Genomic DNA, 16,946 nt, shown 5'->3' with positions numbered 1-16,946 from the left:
TTGAGTTGGATACTGTACATCGCCGCCACTGCGGTTTTGGCCGTTCCATCGATTCGTCAGTCTCTGATCAGTAAAAAAGCCCTTTCTCTCTTTAAGAAAGTGCTGCCCGCCATGTCTCAAACCGAAAAAGAAGCGTTGGATGCTGGTACGGTTTGGTGGGAAGCTGAGCTTTTCAAAGGCAAACCAGACTGGAACAAGCTGCACGACATTAAAGCGCCAACGTTAAGTGCCGAGGAGCAAGCTTTCCTCGATGGCCCCGTCAATGAAGTGTGTGCGATGGTGAACGACTATCAGGTCACTCACGAGTTGGCCGATCTGCCACCGCAAGTTTGGCAGTACCTAAAAGACAACAAGTTCTTCGCAATGATCATCAAGAAGCAGTACGGCGGGCTTGAGTTCTCTGCCTACGCTCAGTCGCTGGTATTGCAAAAGCTCACTGGCGTCTCAGGCGTGCTCTCTTCTACCGTTGGCGTGCCTAACTCATTGGGCCCGGGCGAACTGCTACAACACTACGGCACCGACGAACAGAAAAACTACTATTTGCCACGCTTAGCCGAAGGTAAAGAGATCCCTTGTTTTGCACTGACCAGCCCAGAAGCAGGCTCAGACGCCGGCTCCATTCCAGACTTCGGTATTGTCTGTAAAGGCGAATGGGAGGGCAAAGAAGTCCTCGGCATGCGCCTAACTTGGAACAAGCGCTACATCACGCTCGCCCCAGTCGCCACCGTTCTCGGCCTCGCCTTTAAATTGCGCGATCCAGACGGCTTACTCGGCGAGACGGAAGAACTTGGCATCACCTGCGCGCTGATTCCCACACACCTAAAAGGGGTGGAAATAGGCAATCGCCACTTCCCGCTCAACGTGCCTTTCCAAAACGGCCCGACACGAGCCAATGATCTGTTTGTACCTTTAGATTTCATCATTGGTGGCCCATCAATGGCCGGTCAAGGTTGGCGCATGCTGGTCGAATGTTTGTCTGTGGGTCGCGGGATCACCTTACCGTCGAACTCAACCGGTGGCATTAAGACGGCGGCTTTGGCAACTGGTGCGTACGCACGTATTCGCCGTCAATTTAAACAACCGATTGGCCAGATGGAAGGCGTCGAAGAGCCATTAGCACGTCTAGGTGGCAACGCGTATGTGATGGACGCGGCCAGCAACCTGACTGTCGCGGGGATTGATTTGGGTGAAAAGCCCTCGGTCATCTCAGCGATCGTGAAGTATCACTGCACCCACCGCGGTCAGCAAAGCATCATCGATGCGATGGACATTGTCGGTGGTAAGGGCATTTGCCTTGGGCCAAAGAACTTCCTCGCGCGCGGCTACCAAGGCTCCCCGATTGCCATCACGGTAGAAGGGGCCAACATCCTCACCCGCTCCATGATCATCTTTGGCCAAGGGGCGATTCGTTGCCATCCGTTTGTGCTGGAAGAGATGAATGCGGCTTACTCTGATGCCTCCGATGCGCTTGATAAGTTTGATAGCGCGCTTGCCGGTCACGTCAGCTTTACCCTGAGCAACCTTGTGCGCAGTGTCTGGCTGGGTGTTACCGATGGCCGTTTCTCCAGTGCACCGGTTCAAGACAGCACGAAACGTTACTACCAGCAGCTCAACCGCTACAGTGCTAACATTGCCTTCTTGGCCGATATTTCGATGGCAGTACTGGGTGGTTCGTTGAAACGTAAAGAGCGCTTGTCGGCTCGCTTGGGCGACATTTTGAGTCAATTGTACTTAAGTTCAGCCACGCTGAAACGCTTTGACAACGATGGCCGTATTAGTGATGACTTGCCATTGGTTCACTGGGGATTGCAAGACAGCTTGAAGCAAACCGAGCTAGCGATTGATGAATTTCTCGCCAACTTCCCAAATCCTTGGTTGGGTAAAATCCTGCGCGCTCTGATCCTGCCTTTTGGCCGCGTTCGCCGAGCGCCGAATGACAAACTCGACAGCAAAGTCGCGCAAATTCTGCAAACGCCAAGCGCCACTCGTGCTCGCTTAGGTCGTCATCAATACTTCGAAGCGAGCGAGTTCAATCCTGCGGGTAAAATTGAGCAAGCCTTGACGGTAATTTTAGAAGCAGAGCCTGTGTTTAAGAAAGTATGTAAGGCGCTCAATGAGCGTAAACCTTTCTTACGCCTCGATCTCATCGCCGATATTGGCCTAGAGAAAGGCATCATCGACACAAAAGAGGCTGAACTGCTACGCAGTGCCGAAGAGCACCGCCTCTATGTGATCAACGTCGATGATTTCGAGCCCAAAGAACTGGCGACTAAACCGGTTCGAAAGAGTAAGCCCAAAATCGTCGAAGTCGCCTAACGCGCGCATACTAAGCGTATAAAAACCACAAAGGGCAGCCTCGCTGCCCTTTGCTTTATCTCGCTGTTCTTACTGCTAACTATCCTTACTGGTAAATAGAAACTTTCGCTAAGCCGACGAGTTATCGTCACTAAGGTTGATGTTAGATTGATAGAGAGCATCACTCTTAAACACTCTCCATCGATGCTTGCCTGCATAGCGCTGCCGCAACAGCTCTTACGGATTACTTCTTCGGCATCTCTAGTTGCATTTCCGGCATCGCTTCTTTCTTGGCTTTGAGCTTACGCATCACAAACCAGATCACTAGCCCCAACAAAATCGCAATTAGGTTGCCGACACCGATGATGATCATACTCTTGGTTCGCTGAGCTTTTCTGAACTCAGCCAACTGCATCTCTTCCATGATTTTCTGCTGCTTGAGACGTTCCTCTTCTTGCAGACGACGGGTCTCAGCAATATCGATGTCTTCGACCACACTGTAGGTGTGTTGATTCTTGGCAAAGATCAGAGGACGTTGCGAGCCCAACTCGGTGGCGAAGGTCTTTGAGGACCATTGGTAATTGCCCAGCGTACCGTCATACGGCACTTCAAGCTCAAAAGTGCTGCTTTCCGGCTCCGAAGCCCCTTGCACACTAACCACATTGCCCTTCGGATCAGTATGGTCGACAAATCCAGCAAGACTGCCTGGCATGATCATCCCCATCTCACCGGAGAACACCACGCGATGAGGCTCACCAGCGACTCGTGATTGAATGAAGGTCGTTTCCAATGGGGTGGGATAAACCAACACCTCTTGCTCTTGAGCACGCAGGAACACACCATTGCCGGAGGTAATGCGCACGCGATACTTGCCCGGCGCGCTGGTAATAGGTAGCGACACCGTAAACACGCCATCGCCCGCCACTTCGTCGAGCCCTTGACCATCATCAGCAAACACACCGATCTCTTCTGGCACCGGACGCGCTTCTTTGACTAACTGTTCTTCATTCTCAACATACTTGGTGAAGGTCACTTTCAGTTGAACGCGGTCCAGAAAATCACGCAAAACTAATGGTTTTTTATCCGCCGTCAAGCGAGCGGTGAACTTCAGCTCTTCCCCTTGATAGAGGCGGTTGGGCAGTACGTCAGTGGCCAGTTCAAGATGAGAAATCAGAGTAATTTTGTTCTTAGGCGTGACTTTACCGATCGCCTGCCAAGGACCGGGCATTGGGTTATCAATCGAAATGATGTCCATCGCCGACTCTTGATACCAACGCACATTATCTGGGCTGCGCCAGGCGTAATATTTCTTACCATCAGGGCGCACTAACACCACAGGTTGGGAGTTTTGCGCGCGGTAGATAACAAAGGTGATTTGCTTGATGGTGGGGTCGACTCGAAAACGGTTATCGAGCAGAGACATTGAGGACTCTTGCGCTGCAAATCCTAGACAACTGAATACCATGCCCACTAGGGCAATCCAACTCCTCAACATCCCTTCTCCTACTGACGCCAGAGGCTGCTTGCGCTCTTCTCGACGATATCTAATCTTTTATTGTGTGCTTCTAGTTCATCGGCCGTTGCTTTGATTACCTTTAGCGCTTTTCGACCACTGGCGACGCGTTTTATTGACTCACCTCCCACATCGCCGTCACTGGCGCTGCCGGGATTAAATTGCAAAGAGGTCTGCCCACCGGTCATCAACAGGTAAACGTCGGCGAGAATCTCCGCATCGAGCAAAGCGCCGTGTAAGGTACGGTGTGAGTTGTCTATACCGTATCGCTCACACAAGATGTCCAAGTTGTTGCGCTTACCAGGGAAGATCTTCTTCGCCATCGCCAGCGTATCGGTGACTTTGCAGTAGTCTTCTGTTTTACCGATACTTGGGTCTAATAAGGCAAACTCATTGTCCATAAAGCCGGTATCAAAGGGCGCGTTGTGCGCCACCAACTCGGCCCCTTTGATGAACTCAAGAAACTCTTGGTGGATAGCGTGATACTCGGGCTTATCAACCAAAAACTCATCTGTAATACCGTGTACTTCGATCGCGTCTGGCTGGATCTCGCGATCGGGCTTAATGTAGACGTGAAAGTGTCGTCCTGTCAGCTTACGATTAATGATCTCAACGGCACCGATTTCAATAATGCGGTGACCAATATGCGGCGCGCCGCCTTCTCGGTTCATACCTGTGGTTTCGGTATCGAGTACAACGATGCGGCCGTATTGCGAATTGCTGCTGGTATTCATAACAATATCTATGTCAGACTATGTCTATAAGTGATTAAACCAATAGTACCAAAACATGACGAAACAGGTGGAAATTTTCACAGACGGTTCTTGCCTTGGCAACCCTGGACCCGGTGGTTATGGCGTTGTCCTGCGTTACAAACAGACGGAAAAAACCTTAGCCAAAGGCTATACCCTCACCACCAATAATCGCATGGAAATGATGGCTACCATCGTCGCTCTCAAGGCGCTCAAAGAGCCTTGTCATGTCATCCTCACCACCGATAGCCAGTACGTTCGCCAAGGCATCACGCAATGGATTCACAACTGGAAGAAGCGTGGCTGGAAAACCGCCGACAAAAAACCGGTCAAAAATGCCGATTTATGGCAAGCGTTAGATGCCGAAACGGCACGTCACAACGTCGAGTGGCACTGGGTGAAAGGCCATGCCGGGCACAGAGAAAACGAGATGTGCGATGAGCTAGCCAGGGCCGCCGCAGAAAACCCAACCGAAGAAGATACAGGCTATCAGCCGAGCTAACGGTGCCTTATTCTTCAATACCGCAGCTATTGCTCAGTATTGCTTAGGGGTGAGGGAAATTTTGTAATTGACGCCCAGTGGCGTCAATTTTCGTTTAAGCTTCCAGTGAGGTTTTATCGGCTTAAGCGGGTAAGTCCGCTTTCTTGCCACGATAAAATAGAGACTACCCATCGGCCGCGCCCACTCCCCTAGGCTATTTTCCATCCAAGTCCAAAACGTTCGATAGCTTTGCATCGGAAACAGAGCGTAGCGATCGCACTCAATCACTTCATAATTGAGTACGCCCAGCCAATCTTTAATGCGATTGGGGGTAAACATCCGGCCACTCCAAGGCAAGTTGTGTTTGCGCCACGGCATCAGGCTTGCCAAGCCGGTCAAACTCAGTGGGTTAAAACCGGTCAAAATCAGATAGCCATCATCCATCATCACTCGGTCAACCTCACGCAATAAGCGGTGGGGATCATTACAATAGTCGAGTTGGTGCGCCATCACGATGGCGTCAAAGCTCTTTTCCAGAAACGGCAGTTGATAACCGTCAGCGATGACGTTATGCAAAGGATTTTTTATGTCGAGCTGGACTTGATGTTGAATGTTGCAACTAAAACTGGTTAACTCACAGCTCAAGCCACCTAGCTTGAGCAGGTGATAACCAAACAGCTTCGGACACCATTCATCGACGCGAGTTTGGATAGACTCACTCACCCACTGGCCGTTTTTTAATTGCGTCCACGAATGGGGTTGTTCTAGCTTCTTCTTACTGCGGGCTGGCTTCATACTTAACCTGCTTCACTCAAGAGTCGATGACGACAGTGTTACTGGAGAGACTTCCATGTTAGAGATCAAAAGCATACCTGCATTTAACGACAATTACATCTGGCTTATCGAAAATCGAGATAAGCGTTGTGCGGTTGTTGACCCCGGTGATGCGGCTCCAGTCCTGGCGTATCTCAAACAGCACGAATTGAGTTTGGAAGCGATTTTAATTACCCACCATCACAACGATCACATTGGCGGCGTCGCCGAGCTAGTGCGCCAATTCCCGACCATCAATGTGGTGGGGCCAGCGAGCGAGCCGATTCCAACCTTGTCCCACTCTGTCTCTACTGGCGATCAAATCGAGCTGTTTGGTGAAGTGTTCCGTGTCGTCGGACTTGAAGGACATACATTAGGTCATATCGGCTACGTCGGTGATGGCAAACTGTTCTGCGGCGATGTGCTGTTTTCTGCCGGCTGTGGGCGCGTGTTTGAAGGCACAATGGAACAGATGCATACCTCATTGTGCAAACTGGCGGCTCTGCCTGATGAGACCGAGGTCTATTGCGCTCATGAATATACCGCGAGCAATGTCGCGTTTGCATTGGCGGTCGAGCCCGATAACGTCCAACTTCAGCAATATCGTGATGAAGTCAATCGGCTGCGTGCGCAAAATCAACCCACCCTCCCAAGCACGCTTGGGAGAGAAAAACGCATCAACCCTTTCCTGCGTACCGGTGAACCAAGTGTCATGCGCTCGGTCGCCAATCGGACCCAAGAGACAGACGCACTCGCGATATTTAGCGCATTACGTGAGTGGAAGAACGAATTTTAGCACTTTGGTGCTTGTCACTGCCTAAGTGACGAAAGTATTATCAGCAGCCAAAGATTAAAAGGGCTGGATAATGCGATTGAAACATAGCTGGGCTTTGGCTCTCCTGCTGACAGGGTGTCAACTGACTCAGTCTGACCATACCGGTGAAGGCGAAAGCCCTGACACCAATACTCCTAACACGGTTTTGCAGCGCACACCAGTAGCTGCGAAGCCGGCGACCAAGACAAAAGCCACCAAACCCGCGCCCGTTGTGACCCCAGAGTCTCAAGAAGACGTGTGGCAGCGAATTGCGATGCAACTCGAGATGCCAATCCCGGAGCACAAAACCGTGGATTACTACCGCACTTGGTATCTCAAACACCCTAACCATCTCAAAACCGTCTCCGAGCGCGCACAGCCATTTCTCTACCTAATCACGGAGAAAATCGAGCAGCGTGGCCTTCCGCTAGAATTGGCCCTGCTTCCTGTCGTAGAGAGCTCATTTGATGCCTTTGCCTACTCGCACGGTAGCGCCGCTGGCTTGTGGCAGTTTGTACCTGCGACCGGTAAATCCTTTGGCTTAAAACAGAACTACTGGTATGACGGACGTCGAGATGTCGATGCCGCGACCGATGCCGCACTTGACTACCTCACTCAGTTAAACCGCCGCTTCGATGGCGATTGGCAACATGCCATCGCAGCCTACAACAGCGGTGGCGGTCGTGTCTCTAGTGCGATTCGTAAAAACAAAAAACTGGGTAAACCGACCGATTTTTTCTCGCTTGACCTCCCTAAAGAGACCAGTGGTTATGTCCCTAAACTGCTCGCCCTAGCGGATGTGGTGGCCAACCAAGAAAAATACGGTATCGATATTCCTGCCATCGCCAACCAGCCTGTGGTTGAACTGGTTGATCCTAAAGAGCAGTTAGATCTGGCGATTGCAGCCAACTACGCTGGCCTAACGGTAAAAGAGCTGCAAAGCTTAAACCCAGCTTACAATCAGTGGGCCACCGCACCCGATGGCCCCCATCAGTTATTGCTGCCCGTCAATTCGGTCGCACCATTTCGCCAAGCCGTTGAAGCCAACCGTGGTCAAGGTCTAAAAGTGGTGCGTTACAAGGTGAAATCGGGCGATAGCCTGAGTGTGATTGCCAACAAACACAACACAACCACTAAGGTGATTCGCACCGCCAATAACCTCAAAGGCAACACAATTCGTGCGGGTCAGTACCTAATGATTCCGACTTCGACCCGTGACGACAAAGCGTACACCTTGAGCGCATCCAACCGATTGGCGCAAACCCAGTCTCAAGCGCGTGGCACCTATAAACTGACGCATACTGTGAAGTCAGGGGAGAGTCTCTGGAGCATTGCCTCCGCCAACAACGTATCGCACCAATCCTTGGCAAAATGGAATGGCATGAGCCCAAGAGACACCTTGCGCGTTGGCCAATCACTGGTGATTTGGAAAGAGAACAAAGAAGGCGCGATCATTCGCACTGTCTTTTATGATGTCCGCTCTGGAGATACCCTCAGTGGTATCGCGAGCAAGTTCAAAGTGAAAAGCCGCGACATCGTCAAATGGAATGACCTGAGCAATCAGAAATACCTCAAGCCCGGTCAAAAACTCAAGTTGTATGTCGATGTCACTAAGGTGAGTGTATGAACCCGTCAAGTAACCCTTTGATCATGCTGGTGGATATTTTCCGTTCGCCCAGCGCTTGCTTTCTCGCCTTGTACCAGCGCGGTATGTGGGGATGGCAACCCTACTTGTTTCTGATTCTGTCGCCATTTTTATTCTGGGGCGCCTACTTTGACATGGTCAATGTCGCCTGGCTACAAGAGACACTGGAAGCGCAATTGGCCATCACCAATCCTGAGCAGCTCGCTCTACTGGATGCCAATACCTTAATGGCCAGTGAGATCATCAGTGATGTCGCCGGACGCACACTGACGATTGTGATGTTGGCGTTTTGGTTTAATTTGGCCACTAAGCCGAGTCAGCATCAACATGGATTTTGGCGTTGGTTTGCTGCGAGCGCGGTGATCACCTTCCCAGCGATCATTGGCGATTTGGCGAGCTACATCAGTGTGCTGTTAAAACACGGTCAAGTGATGGTCTACGCTGCCGATCTCAATAGTTTGAATGGCTTACTCAAATTGCCGCTGACTCACTCATGGTCGCAATTTGCCAGCTCATTTCCTTTGCTGCTGCCTTGGTACATCGCGCTGGGATATGCGGCGGTCGGCACTTGGACAGAGTTTGAGCGTGGCCAAGCGTTAGCCATCGCCGCTCTCCCTTGGGTCGCTTACTACCTGATTTGGGCTCTCTATATTGTTATTTTTTAAGCTCAAAACTGGCTAACATTGGATTATGATCGGAGGCGTCACTGTGTGGTGCCTCTGCTGTTTTCAGCGTCAATCCACGATAGAAGATATGATCCAGCTGCAGGCCCGTCAGAAACTGAGTGCGGTTATCGGGCGTAAAAATTACCGCGTTGAGCGCTAAGCCCGACAACGCTTGACGCATCACCGTCATGCGCTCTTCACTCCAACTGTTAAAATCCCCCGCCACCAGCATTGGCCCCTGATGCTTTCTGAGCTCCGTCACCAAGGTGTCAATTTGGCGCAGGTACTCTTGAGTGCCATAAGTGAAATTAACCGCATGAATGTTGACCACGGCAAGCTCACGGCCATCACTCAACGGATAACGAGCATAGAGCGCCGATTTGGGTAAACGCAGCCAAGGTTCCAATTCAGTGTAAGCGCAAGCCAGACGCGGGGCACCGAGTGTCAAATTGAGCACTCCGGCACTGGTATCAAACACTTTAAACGCATCCACTTGGGTGCCAAACCAACGCGCTTGTTCAATGTATTGCTTGAACGCCTCCCCCATACTCGCCTCTTGCAGCAGCACCAACTGCTTGTTGTCACTGAGCTCGCGCAGCGCTGATTGCCAAGACGGGCGATTTTGCTTGTAGATATTCCACACCAAGATATTCAGTTGCCCCTCTTTATCCAGCGCAGGCGCCTGTGGATTCTGGTAGCAATGCAGGGATACCCGACTCTCTTGATTGGACAGCGAGTAGACCTGACGGTCGGCAGGCAAGATAAAAATGGTATGAAAGAGCGTGAGCCCCATTAGCGTAAGCGCACTTATGGTGACTAGCGTTATGGTAAGGCGTTTTTTCATTTCGCGACCCTATTTGGAAAAGGGAGAGTTAGAAAGCGGGTAGTGAGAAAAGGCATAGCTAGAAAAAAACATAGAGTAAAACGTGTGGTAAGGAAAGCGGTCTTAGATAAAACAAAAGAGCCATTAGGCTCTTTTGTTCTCATTCGGATTCGGCGTTAAATCGCTTCTTCGTCTTCTTCACCCGTACGGATGCGTACCACGCGCTCCACATCAGTAATAAAGATTTTACCGTCGCCAATTTTACCGGTTTGTGCGGTTTCGATGATGGTGTCGACACACTGCTCAGCCACCTCTTCGTTGACCACAATCTCAAGCTTCACTTTCGGCAGAAAGTCGACCATGTACTCCGCGCCGCGGTAGAGCTCTGTGTGACCTTTCTGACGACCAAAGCCTTTCACTTCAGAGACCGTCATACCTGTGATGCCGACTTCTGCCAACGCTTCACGTACGTCATCCAATTTAAATGGCTTGATGATGGCTTCGATTTTTTTCATGTTCATCCCTTAAACTTGCGCAACATATTTCCCGATTATCACACGAACATCATGCAATAAAAAGCCCGAGCCAACACTCACCACCAGTTTATCACTCAACCATGGTTATGACTCGGGTCCTTTGACCAATCCCATCGTCGCAAGGCGCTAACGAGACTGATGACGAATGGCGTTATTTTAAGCTTGCGTAAATTATTTTAAGCTCGCGTAATAAGCGGCTAAGTTTTCGATATCCGCATCACTGAGCATCGACGCTTGCGCCTGCATTACTGCTGCCAAGCCGCCATTGCGCTCTTTGTTTTTGTACGCCTTGATAGAGGAGATCAAGTACTGCTCATTTTGACCCTTTAAGTTTGGATAGCCAGGGATCACGGCAATACCATCGGCGCCATGACACGCTGCGCACACGGCGGCCTTCGCTTGCCCTGCCGCCGCATCACCCGCCGCTAATGCGTGTCCACTCACTAATCCTAAGCTCATCATCACTGTGATTGCGATTGTCTTCATTGCTCTTCCTTATCCATTGTCTTTTTTGTTTGATGACGATGGGTATCGCCACTCCCCAATAAGGCTAGGGGTATTATTTTTTACGATTGTGGCACAACTCTGGTTTACTTGTTCCAGGTAAGTTCACAATCTTGACCAATAAAGGCTTTATCAACAAAGAGATGCGCCACTGCTGCAACTTGGTCACCACACATTAAAATCGGCGTTCGGCGTCTCAACCAGCTGGGTACGCCGTACTCCTGAAACAGTTTTTTCATCGGCCGGCGATGACCTCGTTCAGACGGATGAGCGGTAAAACCTTGCGGATCAAAAGTAATACGCAGGGGCTGTGCACTAAGCGCTGCTAAAGACAAATGCCCTTGAGAAGAAGTGCGTAGCGCGAGATGCCCCAAATTGGCGGGGAGTTCGATGCTCTGACCGATAGCAATGTCATGCTGCCAATGTTCAAGACTGGCGTGATCGTCCACCAAGTAGAGTCGCTGCTGATAACGACGAACCTCTCGCTGACCATCCACAACAAACCTAGGGTTCGCATCACAGCGCGCCAGTGCCACTTGTTGCCATATCAATGCGAGTTGATTGACGCTTGGCATGGCGAGTTGGTGCTCGGCAAACCACATGCGCATCAACCTTGCACGCATCACCTCACTGCACGTGCTTAAGGCTTCAATCGATAAGCTCGCATCGGCAAGCAGAACTGCGGCGAACTTATCCTCAAGCAGTTCATCAAGTAGTAACTCTTGCTCGGCGCACAGCTGCGCACTGCGCGCAATCGCAGTGGGTAAGTGGGGCCAGCGCTCGGTCAGCACGGGGGAGACATGATGGCGAATAAAGTTGCGATCAAAGCGGGCATCTTGGTTGCTTTCATCCTCTATCCAATCGAGCTGATGTTCTCGCGCGAAAGCGACGATCGCTTCTCGGCTCACATCGAGTAAAGGGCGCAGCAACGTCCCTTCGCGCAAAGGTTTTTGCTTACCCATCGCAGAGAGCCCTTTCGGCCCGCTACCACGCTTTAACGCGAGTAGAAACGTCTCGACTTGGTCATCGCTATGATGCCCAGTTAACAGCACATCGCCTTGGCTGAGATAGTGTTCGAGGGCTTGATAACGCGCCTGGCGCGCCTTCGCTTCAAGGCTTTCACTGCCGCAATCGAGCCTCACTCTCTCTACATGGCACACCATCTGCGCCGCCGCTGCCCATTGCTCACACCGCTCAGCCCAATGGTCCGCATTTGGACTTAAACCATGATGAACGTGAACAGCGCAGACATCGAGTTCTGGGCGCTGCGTGGCGCGATATTGATGAAGTAAATGCAACAAAACACGCGAATCAACGCCACCACTGAGCGCCAACACCACACGTGGCTGGCTCTGTTTGAATGCGTCGAGATACCTCGACAAGGCTTGGCTAAAGTGTGAATAGAGATCAGTCATAAGGCATCAAGGTTAGACTCATTGGCCAAAGTGTATCACTGCCACTTGGAGGGAGCTATGCTGCTCAAGCGCAAAAGGCGAGCGCCACAACGCAAAAAGGCCGAAACAGAGTTCGGCCTTGAAAGATAGAGACGATAAATCAGCAGTAACCGTAGCTCATCAAACGCTGGTAACGACGCTCAAGAAGCGTATCGTTGTCGAGCGAGGCTAGGTCATCAAGCTGCTTGAGTAGCGTCGCTTTCATATTTTGCGCCATCTGAACATGATCACGATGCGCACCGCCTAGTGGCTCTTCAATGATTTCATCAATCAGCTCAAGCTCTTTAAGACGAGGAGCAATCAGACCCATCGCCTCTGCCGCTTGCGGCGCTTTGTCTGAATCACGCCACAAGATAGACGCACAACCTTCCGGTGAAATCACCGAGTAGGTCGAGTATTGCAGCATGTTGACGTAATCACCAACACCGATCGCCAATGCACCGCCAGAGCCGCCTTCACCGACGACATTACAAATCACAGGCACTTTCAAGCCCGACATGACTTTCAAGTTGGTCGCAATCGCTTCTGACTGACCGCGCTCTTCCGCGCCAACACCTGGATAGGCACCAGCAGTATCAATGAAGGTAATGATCGGCATGTTAAAACGCTCAGCCATTTCCATCAGACGCTTAGCCTTACGGTAACCTTCTGGCTTAGGCATGCCGAAGTTGCGTTTCACTTTGTCACGAGTCTCACGTCCTTTTTGATGACCAATAATCATCACAGGTCGGCCATCAAGGCGTGCCATACCGCCGACAATCGCTTTGTCATCCGCGTACGCTCGGTCACCGGCTAGCTCTTCAAACTCGGTAAACATATGCTGGATGTAGTCCAGCGTGTAAGGACGTTGTGGGTGGCGGGCCAGTTGAGCGGTTTCCCACGCACCAAGATCACTGAAGGTCTTTTTCTTCAGTTCTAAACTCTTTTTCTCTAGCTGTTCGATCTCTTTCGCGAGATCGACGCCAGAATCACCACCATGACGAGACACATCACGTAGCGCTTCGATTTTTGCTTCTAGCTCTGCGATTGGTTTTTCAAACTCTAAAAAATTCAGGCTCATCTATCGATCCTTGTGGGTTTGGCATTCACCAAACTTAGTTAAATTCGAGTTCCACTTGGCTAGCACCAAGCAGTTGTTTTAAATTGTCTAACAGTTCGTCGCTTGGCGTTACTCGCCACTGGGTCCCTAGCGTTAAACGCGCTCGTGCATCGCTACGCTGGTAGTATACATGGACAGGGACTGTCCCTGCCCGATAAGGCTCTAGTATTTGACTAAAGCGCTCAAAAAACTGCCCATCAATTTGATTATGATCGATGGAGAGCGACAAACCACGCGCGTATTTTTCTCGCGCTGATCCAAGATCCATGACTTCACGGGCCGACATTTTAAGTCCCCCATTGAAATCATCAAAGCTGACCTGTCCAGAAACCACCAGAATTCGATCTTTTTCAAGCAATTCGGCGTAACGATCAAGCGCATCGGAGAACAACATCACTTCCATGCGGCCACTGCGATCGTCCAAGGTCATAATGCCAATACGTGAGCCTCGCTTGGTGGTCATCACGCGTGCTGCAACCACTAACCCCGCGACCGTGACACTTTGGTCGCGCCGAGTCGGCGTTGCATCGGCCAAGCGGCAACTGGTGTATTTATCTAACTCTTTAAGGTACGCGTTGATCGGATGCCCCGTCAAATAGAGACCTAAGGTATCACGCTCCCCTTCTAGCCACACTTTCTCTGGCCAAGGTGGCACCTTGGTGTATTTGTGCTCAACTTCCTCAGGCGCTTCGGTCAATACGCCAAACAGATCCGTTTGACCAAAGGCTTCGGCTTGGTGATGCTGGCTGGCCGCTTTGACTGCATCATTGAGTGACGCCATCATCGCCGCTCGATGTGGTCCCAATCTATCAAGCGCACCGGCGTAAATCAGTTTTTCAATCACCCGTTTATTGACCTTTTTCAGATCGATTCGTGCGCAGAAATCAAACAGGTCTTTAAAGTGACCGCCCTCTTGTCTCGCTTGCAAGATGGCATCAATCGGCCCCTCACCGACACCTTTTATCGCACCAATACCGTATACAATGGCGCCATCTTCATCGACATTGAAACGATACAAACCAGAGTTGATGTCTGGTGGTAGCACCTTGAGCTTCATGCGCAAGCATTCGTCCACCAGCCCAACCACTTTCTCAGTGTTGTCCATATCGGCGGTCATCACCGCGGCCATGAACTCCGCAGGATAGTGTGTTTTTAACCACAGCGTCTGGTACGACACCAAGGCATAGGCAGCGGAGTGCGATTTGTTAAAGCCATAACCGGCGAATTTTTCCACCAAGTCAAAAATCTTCATCGCCAACTCGCCGTCGACGCCGTTTTTAATCGCCCCCTCTTCGAAAATGGCGCGCTGCTTGGCCATTTCCTCAGGTTTTTTCTTACCCATAGCTCGGCGCAGCATATCCGCGCCACCGAGCGTATAGCCCGCAAGGATCTGGGCAATCTGCATCACCTGCTCTTGGTAGAGAATGATGCCGTAGGTCGGGTCGAGGGTCTCTTTGAGCGATTCGTGTTGCCAGGTTTCATCTGGGTAGGAAATCGCTTCGCGGCCGTGCTTACGGTCGATGAAGTTGTCCACCATCCCCGATTGCAGCGGGCCCGGTCGAAATAAGGCCACCAGTGCGATGATGTCTTCAAAACAGTCTGGCTGAAGTCGTTTGATCAGCTCTTTCATTCCGCGAGATTCGAGCTGGAATACCGCTGTGGTCTCTGAGTTTTGCAGTAAGCGGAATGATGGCGCGTCATCGAGTGGGATCGATTCGATTCTCACCGGCGCTTTGCCCTCGCGCTCAAGGCGAGGGTTAATCAGCCCCAAAGCCCAATCGATAATGGTCAGGGTACGCAGACCCAAGAAGTCGAACTTCACCAGGCCGGCGGTTTCCACATCGTTCTTATCAAACTGAGTGACAGGGAAGTGTCCTTCCGCATCGGCATAAATCGGAGCAAAGTCGGTGATGGTCGTGGGTGAGATAACCACGCCCCCCGCATGCTTACCGGCGTTTCGTGTACACCCTTCAAGGATGCGACACATGTCGATCAGCTCTTTGACATCTTCGTCGGCTTCATACAGCTCAGGTAATGCAGGTTCGGCCTTGAACGCTTTTTCGAGCGTCATACCCGGATCGGGTGGCACCAATTTAGAGATGCGGTCAACAAATCCAAACGGATGGCCCAGCACTCGGCCGACATCTCGGATAACCGCTTTGGCCGCCATGGTACCGAAGGTAATGATCTGCGATACCGCATCACGACCATACATTTCCGCCACGTGATCGATCACCTGATCACGCTTGTCCATACAAAAGTCGACGTCAAAATCGGGCATCGAAACACGTTCTGGGTTCAAGAATCGCTCGAACAGCAAATCGTACTCAAGCGGATCCAGATCGGTGATCTTTAGCGCGTACGCCACTAAGGAGCCGGCACCCGAACCTCGGCCAGGGCCTACAGGAATATCATTGTCTTTGGACCACTGGATAAACTCCATTACGATCAAGAAGTACCCCGGGAAGCCCATGTTGTTGATCACTTCCAACTCGACTTGCAAGCGCTCATCGTATTCTGGTCGTCTTTCGGCACGCACTTGCGGGTCAGGGAACAGGAACTCCAGTCGCTCTTCGAGACCTTCTTGTGACTTTTTCACTAGGAACTCGGTTTCCAACATGCCATCGGTTGGGAAGGCCGGCAGGAAGTACTCACCCAGTCTCACCGTCACGTTACAACGCTTAGCAATTTCTACACTGTTCTCGAGGGCCTCAGGGATGTCGGCGAAAAGCTCGCACATCTCTTCTTCGGTGCGCAAATATTGCTGAGGGCTGTAATTTTTTGGGCGGCGCGGGTCTTCTAAGGTGTAGCCATCATGAATCGCGACGCGAATTTCATGAGCATCAAACAGCGAGGGCTCGAGAAACACCACCTCATTGGTCGCCACCACCGGCAGTTGCTGCTGCTCGGCAAATTCGAGCGCGAAGTGTAGGTAGCTCTCTTCGTCGTTACGCCCGGTTCGAGTCAGTTCGAGGTAGAAACGGTCGGCAAAATGTTGCTGATAAAACTCGGCGCACTGCTCGGCAATCCCTTGGCTTCCTTTCAGTAGGGCTCGGCCGATTTCACCGCTTCGACCACCGGACAACACAATCAAGCCTTCAGAAAGCTCAGCCAACCACGCTTTGTCAATCACGGGCTGGTGTTGAACATGGCCTCTCAAGTAGGCTTTAGAAATCAATAAGGTGAGATTGTTGTAACCGGTGTTGTCTGCCGCAAGTACGGTTAGCTTCGTCAACTCGTCGCCAAACTCCGGCGATTGCATGACAAAATCCGCTCCTATGATGGGTTTTACGCCACAGTTGTGCGCAGTGCTGTAAAACTTCACCAAGCCACACAGGTTGGTAAAATCGGTGAGCGCAACGGCAGGCATACCTAGTTCAGCCACTTTCTTCACCAAGGGCGGCACTTTCGACAGACCGTCAATCATGGAGAAATCACTGTGAACTCGAAGGTGGATAAACTTAGGGTCGTTCATAGGTTGTGAATCACTTAGGTACAAATAGGTAACATCAGTTGGGGGCTATTCTACGTTATCGCCCCCACTCGCTCAAT

14 protein-coding genes are annotated in these 16,946 nt (G+C 51.2%); 5 read left to right on the top strand and 9 right to left on the bottom strand.

Annotated features, from left to right (window positions below; translation table 11 throughout):
• The gene (gene fadE / locus AC6R0L_RS13785; protein WP_500629452.1) at nucleotides 1–2,316 is read left to right on the top strand and encodes an acyl-CoA dehydrogenase FadE; all 2,316 of its coding nucleotides are present in this window, start codon (nucleotides 1–3) and stop codon (nucleotides 2,314–2,316) included.
• Nucleotides 2,317–2,539: 223 nt separating this feature from the next.
• Here the strand turns inward: fadE and AC6R0L_RS13780 are convergent, their stop codons facing one another.
• Nucleotides 2,540–3,790 (bottom strand): TIGR03503 family protein, encoded by a 1,251-nt coding sequence (locus AC6R0L_RS13780; protein WP_500629451.1) that lies wholly within the window; start codon nucleotides 3,788–3,790, stop codon nucleotides 2,540–2,542.
• A gap of 8 nt (nucleotides 3,791–3,798) precedes the next feature.
• Nucleotides 3,799–4,542: a DNA polymerase III subunit epsilon gene (gene dnaQ, locus AC6R0L_RS13775; RefSeq protein ID WP_487901264.1), complete on the bottom strand. Its 744-nt coding sequence runs from the start codon at nucleotides 4,540–4,542 to the stop codon at nucleotides 3,799–3,801.
• Nucleotides 4,543–4,597: 55 nt separating this feature from the next.
• Here dnaQ and rnhA point away from each other — a divergent pair, with 55 nt between their 5' ends.
• Nucleotides 4,598–5,062 (top strand): ribonuclease HI, encoded by a 465-nt coding sequence (rnhA, locus tag AC6R0L_RS13770; protein WP_487901265.1) that lies wholly within the window; start codon nucleotides 4,598–4,600, stop codon nucleotides 5,060–5,062.
• 33 nt (nucleotides 5,063–5,095) lie between these two features.
• Here rnhA and AC6R0L_RS13765 read toward each other — a convergent pair whose 3' ends face one another.
• Complete coding sequence (locus AC6R0L_RS13765) at nucleotides 5,096–5,836, bottom strand: class I SAM-dependent methyltransferase (RefSeq protein WP_500629450.1); 741 nt, start codon at nucleotides 5,834–5,836, stop codon at nucleotides 5,096–5,098.
• A 55-nt stretch (nucleotides 5,837–5,891) separates the two neighbouring features.
• Here AC6R0L_RS13765 and gloB point away from each other — a divergent pair, with 55 nt between their 5' ends.
• The 3 genes from gloB (at nucleotide 5,892) to AC6R0L_RS13750 (ending at nucleotide 8,978) form a co-directional block, all read left to right on the top strand.
• Nucleotides 5,892–6,650 carry a hydroxyacylglutathione hydrolase gene (gloB, locus tag AC6R0L_RS13760; RefSeq protein WP_500629449.1) on the top strand — a complete coding sequence of 253 codons (759 nt, stop codon included), beginning with the start codon at nucleotides 5,892–5,894 and terminating at the stop codon, nucleotides 6,648–6,650.
• A gap of 70 nt (nucleotides 6,651–6,720) precedes the next feature.
• Entirely contained in the window at nucleotides 6,721–8,295 is a 1,575-nt protein-coding gene (locus AC6R0L_RS13755) for a LysM peptidoglycan-binding domain-containing protein (RefSeq protein ID WP_500629448.1), read from the top strand.
• On the top strand, nucleotides 8,292–8,978 hold the full coding sequence (locus AC6R0L_RS13750) for a YIP1 family protein (RefSeq protein ID WP_487901269.1): 687 nt from the start codon (nucleotides 8,292–8,294) through the stop codon (nucleotides 8,976–8,978). Before AC6R0L_RS13755 ends, AC6R0L_RS13750 begins: the two co-directional genes overlap by 4 nt.
• Here the strand turns inward: AC6R0L_RS13750 and AC6R0L_RS13745 are convergent.
• The 6 genes from AC6R0L_RS13745 to dnaE form a co-directional block, all read right to left on the bottom strand.
• Nucleotides 8,968–9,822: an endonuclease/exonuclease/phosphatase family protein gene (locus AC6R0L_RS13745; RefSeq protein WP_500629447.1), complete on the bottom strand. Its 855-nt coding sequence runs from the start codon at nucleotides 9,820–9,822 to the stop codon at nucleotides 8,968–8,970. The genes AC6R0L_RS13750 and AC6R0L_RS13745 overlap by 11 nt on opposite strands.
• 155 nt (nucleotides 9,823–9,977) lie before the next feature.
• Entirely contained in the window at nucleotides 9,978–10,316 is a 339-nt protein-coding gene (glnB, locus tag AC6R0L_RS13740; RefSeq protein WP_334554486.1) for a nitrogen regulatory protein P-II, read from the bottom strand.
• A gap of 192 nt (nucleotides 10,317–10,508) precedes the next feature.
• Nucleotides 10,509–10,823 carry a c-type cytochrome gene (locus tag AC6R0L_RS13735; protein ID WP_334554484.1) on the bottom strand — a complete coding sequence of 105 codons (315 nt, stop codon included), beginning with the start codon at nucleotides 10,821–10,823 and terminating at the stop codon, nucleotides 10,509–10,511.
• Nucleotides 10,824–10,927: 104 nt separating this feature from the next.
• Nucleotides 10,928–12,256, bottom strand: a complete 1,329-nt coding sequence (gene tilS, locus AC6R0L_RS13730; protein ID WP_500629446.1) for a tRNA lysidine(34) synthetase TilS — start codon at nucleotides 12,254–12,256, stop codon at nucleotides 10,928–10,930.
• Nucleotides 12,257–12,395: 139 nt separating this feature from the next.
• The gene (gene accA, locus AC6R0L_RS13725; protein WP_334554481.1) at nucleotides 12,396–13,355 is read right to left on the bottom strand and encodes an acetyl-CoA carboxylase carboxyl transferase subunit alpha; all 960 of its coding nucleotides are present in this window, start codon (nucleotides 13,353–13,355) and stop codon (nucleotides 12,396–12,398) included.
• Nucleotides 13,356–13,389: 34 nt separating this feature from the next.
• A complete protein-coding gene (gene dnaE / locus AC6R0L_RS13720) occupies nucleotides 13,390–16,869 on the bottom strand; it encodes a DNA polymerase III subunit alpha (protein WP_500629445.1) in 3,480 nt (1,159 codons plus the stop codon).
• Nucleotides 16,870–16,946: the final 77 nt, after the last annotated feature.

The sequence above is a fragment of the Vibrio sp. R15-SG3-ISO1A genome, from assembly GCF_059833955.1.
The sequence above is the reverse complement of the archived record's forward strand: the minus strand, read 5'-3'. Positions and strand labels throughout refer to the sequence as shown.